Raw genomic sequence first — 6,183 nt, forward strand, 5'->3', positions numbered from 1 at the left:
CGCTTCGAGAGCGGAACGATTCGAATCACGCCTTGCCGCACGACCCGTTGCTCTGATGCAGGCTGGCGACGTCCGCGCGACCCTGGTCCTCCGTGACCTGGATCAGCGTGATCGCGCCTGGTGTCACGATCCCCATCTGCGGCTGGGCGGAGAGATAGGTCGTGCTGCCGGCGCGCAGATCGAGGCTCACCTTCTCGCTGCCCTGTCCGAACAGATTGGTACTCAGCGGCAGATTGTTGACGGCGACCTCGTGGCGGCCCGGAGGCAGCTCGCACGCCACGAATCCTGCGGCCTGGCTGCCGCCAATCACGCGCCCGTCGACCACATAGTTGGGCTGAACCGCAAATCCCAGCGCCGACGTCCGATAGACCACAAGCCGTGCAGTATTTGACTTGACGTTGTCAGTGAGAGCCGCACTGCCCATCGGCCCCGATGCGCAGCCCGCAAGACACGCGGCCACGACCAGAGCCCCCAGATAACCACCCCGCATTTTCGCCCCTGATGAATTCCAAATCCCCGGCGGCATCATTGTCAGGGTAGTGACTGAAGTCAACCGCGACTTCAGGTCGTGCGACTGAGGCTCCCGTCGGGGTCACACGGGCCTGGCTTTGCCCTTCCCGTCACCTCCACCCGAGCGCCGGCGCCACATGCGTCAAGATCGCCTCGATCGCATGCGCGCAATAGTCCACGCCCAGCTGGTTCGGGATCGTGAGGAGCAACGTATCCGCCTCCGCGATCGCCTCGTCCTGCCGGAGCTGCTCAATCAGCGCATCCGGTTCAGCCGCGTAGCTCCGGCCGAAGATCGCCCGCGTCCGCGGGTCGATGAAGCCGACCTGGTCCTCGCTCCCGCGCTCGCCGCCGAAATAGGCGCGGTCGCGATCGTCGATCAGCGCGAAGATGCTGCGGCTGACGGAGACGCGGGGCTCGCGGGGGTGGCCGGCCTCTTTCCAGGCAGCGCGATAGGTACGGATCTGGGCGGCCTGCTGCACATGGAAGGCCTCGCCGGTCTCGTCGTTCTTCAGGGTCGAGCTCTGCAAATTCATGCCGTGCTTGGCGGCCCAGACCGCCGTCGCGTTCGAGCCGGCACCCCACCAGATCCGTTCGCGCAGTCCTTCCGCATGGGGCTCGAGCCGCAACAGTCCCGGCGGATTTGGGAACATCGGCTGCGGGTTGGGTTTTGCAAAACCTTCGCCGCGCAAGATGTCGAGAAAGACCTCGGCATGACGCCGGCCCATGTCGGCGTCGCTCTCGCCGTCGGCAGGCTGGTAGCCGAAATAGCGCCAGCCATCGATCACCTGCTCGGGCGAGCCGCGGCTGATGCCGAGCTGGAGGCGCCCGCCGGCGATGAGATCGGCAGAGCCTGCATCCTCCGCCATGTAGAGCGGATTCTCGTAGCGCATGTCGATCACGGCCGTGCCGATCTCGATCTTGCTGGTCCTGGCGCCGACGGCGGCAAGCAGCGGAAAGGGCGAGGCGAGCTGCCGCGCGAAATGGTGCACACGGAAATAGGCGCCGTCGGCGCCGAGTTCTTCCGCCGCAACCGCAAGCTCGATCGATTGCAGCAGCGTGTCCGCGGCCGAGCGGGTCTGCGATCGCGGCGAGGGCGTCCAGTGCCCGAAGGAGAGGAATCCGATCTTTTTCATGGGCGTCATTTAATGATGGCCGGGATGGCGTCAACCGCCGGCGCTGGCGGTACGGGTATGCGACGAGGCCGGCGCGAAGTGCTCGGCGCGTTCGACCAGGAGGTTCAGGAAGCTTCGCGCGCGCAGCGACATCCACTGCGTCTCCGAATAGACCGCATGCAGGGGCAGTGCGGCGATGGCGTAGTCCGGAAGCAGATGCTCGAGCTCGCCGCTGCGGAGGCCGTCCGCCGCGTTCCACTCGGGCAGGATGGCGATGCCGAGATGATGCATCGTTGCCTCCTGCATCGCGTCGGCATCGTCGACGTGGATGGGGCCGTTGATGGATGCGACGTGACGGCCATGCTCGGATTCGAAGACCCATTGCTGCGCCGGCGTCATGCGCGAATAGACGATGCACTGGTGTGAGCCGAGATCATCCGGCGTCCGCGGCATCGGACGGCCATGCAGATAGGTGGGTGTCGCGACCAGATAGCGCTGCACGGTGCCGAGCCGGCGGGCCACCAGCGTGCTCGCCTCCAGATTTCCGATCCTCAACGCGAGCTCAATGCCTTCTTCCACCAGATTGACGAAGCGCTCGCTGAAGCGGATGTCGACCCGAACCTCCGGATAATTCCGGACAAACTCGGCGATGACCGGCATCATGTAGCGTCGCCCGAACGAAGACGGCACGCCAATCCGGAGCGTGCCGGCGGGACGGGGCGCTGCCTGTTCGACACTCGATCGCGCCATGTCGAAACTGTCGAGAATCTGCCGCGCGAGATCGTAGATCCGGTGCGCGTCAGCCGTCGGTTTCAGCGTGCGCGTCGTGCGCAAAAACAGCTGCGTGCCGAATTCGCCTTCCAGCATCGCGATGCGCTTGCTGATGGCGGGCTGACCGATGCCGAGCTCCTTGGCCGCAGCCGAGAAGCTGCCGCCCTCGAGGGTGCGAACGAACGCGCGCAGGCAATCGATCCGGTCCATCATTCATTCCGATCCGGAATAAATTATATCCCATTTATTCCGTAGTGTGCAACACAGCGGGCGGCTAGGCTTCCTCGAAACGAACAATCACAAGGGAGGACACGACGGTGGCACGCAACATCGGCATCATCGGCGCCGGAATCGCCGGGCTGCATCTCGCGCTCCACCTGCAGAAGCATGGCGTGGACGCCACTGTTATCACCGACCGGCCGCCCGAGGATTACCGCAATATCCGGCTGCTCAACACCGTCGCGCATCACCACGTGACGATCGCGCGCGAGGACTATCTCGGCGTCAATCACTGGACCGATCCGAAGGATCATTATTGCTACCACGATCACGTCTTCAATTTTCCGCAGCCGCTGAGCTTTCGCGGTGACTTCTCGAAGCCGAGCCGCGCCGTCGACTATCGGATCTATCTTCCGGCGTTGATGAAGGACTTCGTCAGCCGCGGCGGCAGGATCGAATACCGCCGCATCGAAGAGCGCGACATCCGTCCGCTGGTCGCGCGCTTCGACCTGCTGGTCGTCTCGACCGGCAAGGGGCCGCTGGGCCAGCTCTTCACCTACCGTCCGGAGCACACGCCCTATTCGCAGCCGCAACGGCGACTGTGCGTCGGGCTCTACACCGGCGTGCGGCAGCCCGATCCCATGAACGTCACGCTCTCGGTGTCACCCGGGCACGGCGAGATGATCGTGATCCCGACCGTCACCTTCGGCGGTGTTGCCAACGCGCTGCTGATGGAAAACGTGCCGGGCGGCGACATGGAAGAGCTGGCGACGCTCAGCTACGACGACAACCCGAAGCACTTCCTGAAGGTGCTGCTGGGCAAGCTGGAGAAGCATCATCCGACGACCTACGATCGGATCGACACGGCGCGCTTCGATCTGGCGCAGCCGCAGGATCTGCTGCAAGGCGGTGTGGTCCCGACGGTGCGCAACACGGTGGTCGAGTTCGACGATGGCAAATGCGCGATCGCGCTCGGCGACGTCCATGCCATTGTCGATCCCATGATGGGCCAGGGCGCCAATATCGCCTCCTATGCCGCCTTCGTGCTCGGCGAAGAAATCGTCCATTCCGACGCGCTCGACGCGCGTCTTTGCGAGAAGATCGATCTGAAGCGGCAGGACCGCGTGCTGGCGGCGTCGCGCTGGACCAACGTGATGCTGCAGCCGCCGACGGACGCGCTCGGTATGCTGATCGGCGCGATGAGCCAGAATCCCGCGCTGGCAAACGAGTTCACCGAGAATTTCAACTTCCCGGACCGTCAATGGGACCGCATCTCGACACCGCAGCGCCTCCAGGCCTGGATCGAACGCATGTCGGCGCCGCCTGAGCCCGTCAGAGCCAGTGCGTGACGATCGATAGTGCAACGCTCCTCCACCTCGCGAGCGGAGACTGAGATGCAACGCGCCAATCCGGCGTCGTTCCGCGAAGCCGCGTCGCGCTTTGCGACCGGCGTCGCAGTACTGACTGCGCTGGACGAGCACGGCCGTGTCTGCGGCATGACTGCAAACAGCTTTGTCACTGTCAGCCTGTCGCCGCCGACCGTGCTGGTCTCCATCATGCTCGGCCGGATGCACCGGGCGATCTCCGCGACCGGACGCTATTGCGTCAACGTCCTGCCCGACCATGGCCGCGACCTGTCGCGGCATTTCGCGAGCCAGCCGCACACCGGCGCCAGTCCGGATTACGACATCGTGGACGGCCTGCCACGCCTTCGGGGATGCATCGCCTGGTTCGGCTGCGAGGTGACCCAGCACGTCGACGTCGGCGACCACACGCTGATCATCGCCGAAGTCTCGACCTGCGACCATCGCGACACCACGCCGCTGGTGTTCTTTTCCAGCCGGTATCATCGCGGGGCGGGGGTGCCGGTGGAGAGGTGAGGGGGACGGCCTTGGTCGCTCTCAGGGAATGCTGTGACCACGGATGTCCGCAACACGCCAGTCTGCATAGTGTATGCGATAGGATAAGCAACGGGGCGAGCGGCGGTAAGCCAGGGAATTTGCGCGCCTGACCCGCTCGGGAAGTGCGGCTCGCATCGGGCGCTTCAGGTTGCTCCACCATGCATCAGACATGCAAGTGTGTTCGATGTGCTCGAAGGCGCATTGGACGGCAAGCGATGCCATCTGCTCTCTGGCTCGGGCGGCAAAGGAGCGGACGAACTGCTCCGCTGCGGAGTTGGCTCGCAGCCAAGTGAATGCCAGGACTGCCGCCGCCAGCGGCAAGCAAGTGCATCCGCGTACCCGTTGGGGCCCGGCTTCTCTTTCAATTCATATGTCCGCTTCTGGTCCACAGCTTGCCGCGCGCACCCCGCCGCGGACCGCTGTTGCCCGTAGCTGACCTCGAGTAGTTGCTGGAGAGCTTGGCAAAACCGCAAGGCGCCAACTCGCGCCAGCCATTCCGGCTTAGGAGAAAGGGCCAGCCCGTATGGCTGGCCCTTTGAGTATATTACGTAAGCCGTCAGTAACGAGAAGCCGAGGCGGCACCCCAATTGAACCGGTAGTTCAGGCCGCCCTTGATGGTGTGCTCGTCATTGCGGAAGCCGACGGCGGTAACAACACCACCGGCGCTGGTGAAGAGAGCGTTCCGCGTGCCAAAGTCGTAGTACTGGTATTCGACCTTGCCTGACCAGTTCTGGGCGAACATGTATTCGAGACCACCGCCCACGGTGTAGCCGTCGCGACCACCGCCGCTGTTGGTGAATGTGCCGCCGCCGAAGCCGTTCGTAAGGCGGGAGTCGGCCCAGGCGTAGCCGCCTTTGACGTACAGCAGCGCCGGACCCCAGGTGTAGCCGAGGCGACCGGTGACCGAACCGAGCCCACGGTTGACGAAGGCATTGTCATTGGTGTCGAGGAAGCTGTAGTTCGCCTCGATGCCCAGCACCCAGTTCGGTGAGAACTGATGGTCGTAACCGACCTGCACGCCGCCCATGAACACACCATCGTTGCTGCTGGTGCCGGTGAAGCCGGGGGCCAGAATGTTGTTGCTGCCGCCGAATGCGCCGCCGACGTGACCGCCGATGTAAAAGCCGGTCCAGTTGTAGATCGGCGAGGCCTCCATCGGTGGGGCTTTGGTGTAAGGACGCGCGGCCATATCAGCTGCCGATGCTGTACCCGCTAGGGCGGCAAAAGCGACAGTAGCGAGAAGGAACTTTTTCATTTCGAGTCTCTCAGGTTTAAGAACGTGTGCCAAACGCTACCCCACCTCACCGGATTTGCTGTAGCGCGCCAGACACACGTGTCCGATCTGCGTGAGGATCGCTCTGGTCATTTGTTAAAGGGGGAACCGTGTAGACCCGCAACCGGGCGTCTGAGCTACGAGTTCCGCGGTTCCGCCATCGCGAAGTACTGATCATTGTGCATTCCAAAGCTCCGGCACGATCCGGGCTTTTTGTGCCGTTCATACTGGAAGCTCATCAACCGGGGACGTCGCATCTTGGCCCTAGCGGACCTGCCGCGCGCAGCCGGTGCAGGACCGCTTGTGACCCGAATGTATGGTCCGGCCGCGCGTTGCAAGAAGATTTGGTCGAGCTGGCGATGAGCGGTCTTGCATCAATGTATCCGGCCTCGGATTG

6 protein-coding genes are annotated in these 6,183 nt (G+C 63.8%); 2 read left to right on the forward strand and 4 right to left on the reverse strand.

Annotation, left to right across the window (positions count from 1 at the left end; genetic code table 11):
* Nucleotides 1–25: 25 nt before the first annotated feature.
* The 3 genes from ABIC03_RS32440 to ABIC03_RS32450 all read right to left on the reverse strand — a co-directional run bounded on the left by ABIC03_RS32440 (nucleotide 26) and on the right by ABIC03_RS32450 (nucleotide 2,603).
* Nucleotides 26–490: a DUF2846 domain-containing protein gene (locus ABIC03_RS32440; RefSeq protein ID WP_354064140.1), complete on the reverse strand. Its 465-nt coding sequence runs from the start codon at nucleotides 488–490 to the stop codon at nucleotides 26–28.
* Between the two features lie 130 nt (nucleotides 491–620).
* The gene (locus ABIC03_RS32445; RefSeq protein ID WP_354064142.1) at nucleotides 621–1,643 is read right to left on the reverse strand and encodes an LLM class flavin-dependent oxidoreductase; all 1,023 of its coding nucleotides are present in this window, start codon (nucleotides 1,641–1,643) and stop codon (nucleotides 621–623) included.
* 30 nt (nucleotides 1,644–1,673) lie between these two features.
* Nucleotides 1,674–2,603, reverse strand: a complete 930-nt coding sequence (locus ABIC03_RS32450) for a LysR family transcriptional regulator (protein ID WP_354064144.1) — start codon at nucleotides 2,601–2,603, stop codon at nucleotides 1,674–1,676.
* A gap of 107 nt (nucleotides 2,604–2,710) precedes the next feature.
* Between ABIC03_RS32450 and styA the strand changes: the two genes are divergently transcribed.
* Together styA and styB are read left to right on the forward strand one after the other, a co-directional pair.
* Entirely contained in the window at nucleotides 2,711–3,961 is a 1,251-nt protein-coding gene (styA, locus tag ABIC03_RS32455) for a styrene monooxygenase subunit StyA (RefSeq protein ID WP_354064146.1), read from the forward strand.
* Between the two features lie 45 nt (nucleotides 3,962–4,006).
* The gene (gene styB, locus ABIC03_RS32460) at nucleotides 4,007–4,492 is read left to right on the forward strand and encodes a styrene monooxygenase NADH-dependent flavin reductase subunit StyB (protein WP_275172809.1); all 486 of its coding nucleotides are present in this window, start codon (nucleotides 4,007–4,009) and stop codon (nucleotides 4,490–4,492) included.
* Nucleotides 4,493–5,069: 577 nt separating this feature from the next.
* On the opposite strand, the gene ABIC03_RS32465 is transcribed toward styB, so the two are convergent.
* Nucleotides 5,070–5,768, reverse strand: coding sequence for an outer membrane protein (locus ABIC03_RS32465; protein ID WP_275172808.1), 699 nt, complete (start codon nucleotides 5,766–5,768; stop codon nucleotides 5,070–5,072).
* Between the last annotated feature and the right edge of the window lie 415 nt (nucleotides 5,769–6,183).

The organism is Bradyrhizobium sp. RT6a (assembly GCF_040547675.1).
In the GTDB taxonomy this organism is placed as follows: Bacteria; Pseudomonadota; Alphaproteobacteria; order Rhizobiales; family Xanthobacteraceae; genus Bradyrhizobium.